1 protein-coding gene and 1 pseudogene are annotated in these 2656 nt (G+C 67.3%); both read right to left on the minus strand.

The features are described 5' to 3' along the window. Positions 1 to 1497, minus strand: a 1497-nt coding sequence (locus tag Y706_RS26860) for a DEAD/DEAH box helicase (RefSeq protein ID WP_084476301.1), incomplete at its 3' end; no start/stop codon positions are given. A 359-nt stretch (positions 1498 to 1856) separates the two neighbouring features. Continuing rightward, positions 1857 to 2656 (minus strand): annotated as a pseudogene (locus Y706_RS26865) (RNB domain-containing ribonuclease); the annotation flags it as partial.

Here is a 2656-nt window from a genome sequence, read left to right on the forward strand (position 1 = left end):
GCCGTCACGGCTGCTCGTGCGGCTGCCTTCACGGGCGCCGTCACGGCTGCTCGTGCGGCTGCCGTCCTTTGCGCCGTCCCTTCCGCTGTCCTTTGCGCTGGTGCGCGAGTTCTTCTTGCCGGTCTCGCCGAGGTCTTCGAGGACCTCCGCGTCGACGCCGGCCAGCACACGCTTGTCGCGCGGCAGCCGGCCCTTGGTGCCTGCGGGGATGTCGAGTTCCTCGAACAGGTGGGGCGAGGACGAGTAGGTTTCCACGGGCTCGGGGTAGCTCAGGCCGAGGGCCTTGTTGATGAGCCCCCAGCGCGGCATGTCGTCCCAGTCAACAAAGGTCACGGCGGTGCCCTTGTTGCCGGCACGGCCGGTGCGGCCGACGCGGTGCAGGTAGATCTTCTCGTCTTCGACGCACTGGTAGTTGATCACGTGGGTGACGTCGTCGACGTCGATGCCGCGGGCGGCGACGTCGGTGGCAACGAGGACGTCCACCTTGTTGTTGCGGAAGGCGCGCAGCGCCTGTTCGCGGGCGCCCTGGCCGAGGTCACCGTGGATGGCGGCCGCAGCAAAACCGCGGTCCACCAGTTCCTCGGCCACCTTCGCGGCGGTGCGCTTGGTCTTGGTGAAGATGATGGTCCGGCCGCGTCCGCGGGCCTGCAGGATGCGGGCTACCACTTCCACCTTGTCCATGCTGTGGGCACGGTAGATCAGTTGGCGGATGTCGCGCTTGGTCAGGCCCTCGTCGTCCGGGTCCGCGGCGCGGATGTGGGTCGGCTGGGTCATGTAGCGGCGGGCCATGGCGATGACCGGGCCGGGCATGGTGGCGGAGAACAGGAGCGTCTGGCGGACCGCGGGCGTGCCGGCGATCAGGGTCTCGACGTCCGGCAGGAACCCGAGGTCCAGCATCTCGTCAGCCTCGTCGAGGATGACGATCTTGACGTTCTTGAGGCTCAGGTGCTTCTGCTTGAAGAGATCGATCAGGCGGCCGGGGGTGCCGACGACAACCTCGACGCCGTTCTGCAGCGCCTCGACCTGCGGCTCGTAAGCGCGGCCACCGTAGATGGTGGCGATGCGGGCGTTGCGCTTCTTTGCGGCGTTTTCGAGGTCCTTGGCTACCTGGACGGCGAGCTCGCGGGTGGGCACGATCACCAGGGCCTGCGGGGCGCCGGGAACGGCCAGTTTGTCGAAGCCGGCGTCGTCGCGGCCGACGACGCGCTGCAGCGCCGGGATGCCGAAGCCGAGGGTCTTGCCAGTACCGGTCTTGGCCTGGCCGATGATGTCATGCCCTGCCAGTGCGACCGGCAGCGTCATGGCCTGGATCGGGAAGGGGTGGGTGATGCCGGCGTCGGCCAGGGACTCCACGATGTCCGCGCGGACATTGAAGTCGGCAAAGGTCTTCTCGGCAATCTCGTGCGGCTTTTCGTCCGAGATGATGGTCTCTTCGGGCTCGATGGTCTCCGTGCCGGACTCATCGGTCAGAAGCTGGTGCGTGTGCAATTCACTCACAGGGGAGTTTCCTTATTCATTTTGGGCTGCGCTGCTTGCTCAACGGGGGCGGCCGTGGTGGCCGTTCCGGAGCACGCTCAGGCGCGCAAGCAATTCCAGTGGAAGCCGATCGCGGGCTATCTAAATGCTGGCACTGGGGACCAGCGGGTGTATCTCAAGATCGCGTAGGGGCGGGCTTGTTGAATTCGAAAATCATGGAAATCAACGACCGGGCATCCATTTCTACCTCTTCAGTCTAGCTGTACAAGGCGCGGATCCTCGACTGGGCGGGTGATTGCGCCTCGGGAGGGCACCGGGAGCGCTGGCTGGCGACGGCGTCGGGACGGCCTGCGGACCGTCAACGGACCGCCAGCGGGCCGTCAGCCCACGAGCTCCAGCTGGATTTCCCGTGTGGCGATGTCCGAGGACACCACCCGGACCCGGACTTTGGTGCCCGGTTCCAGCTCGCCGGGGCATCGTGCGGTCACGGCGGGCTCGGCGATCTGGACGATCCCGGACGGGCCGTTTCCGTTGCCGTTGGTCTTCCCGCCGTTGCCGTTGCTGCTGCCGTTGGCGCCCTTGGCGGGCTTGGGTCCGGAGATGACGACAGCGTCGAATTCCTGGCCGACATGGTTGACGAGCAGCGCCGCCTCAACGGTGTCCAGCGACAGCCGCTCCAGTTTCGCGGCCAACTGGTCCGAGGTGCCCATGATGGCAGGGAGGGACGGCAGCGCCTCCCTGGCCCAGGCAGGAACCTCGGTGCCGTTGCTCAGGGCCTCGCAGATCACCAGGACGAAGCGGTCGACCAGCCGCCGCAACGGTGCCGTGGAATGGGCGTAGGCGGCGCCGATGGCGGACTGGACGGCGGCGTTGGGCACTGTGCCGTCGAAGGGTGTGTATCCGGCACCGCGGAAGAGCATCCCGGCTGAATGCACAATGGCCAGCTGCCGGGGGTCCGTCGGGTCAAGGGTCCGCAGGTACTCGCCATAGCGCATTTCCCCGTCCCAGGGCTTGCCGAGGGCGTGGGTCTGCCGGTGGAAGTGGCGCAGTGACGCCTCGTCCGGGGCGGGCATGGTGCGGAGGATGCCGACTTTGCCCCGGAGCATGAGCGCCGCGGCGGCCATCCCGGTCATGAGTGAAATCTGGGCGTTCCAGTCCTCCACCGGCAGCGGCGGGGCCG

Source organism: Arthrobacter sp. I3 (genome assembly GCF_000520575.1).
GTDB classification, from domain to species: Bacteria; Actinomycetota; Actinomycetes; order Actinomycetales; family Micrococcaceae; genus Arthrobacter; species Arthrobacter humicola_A.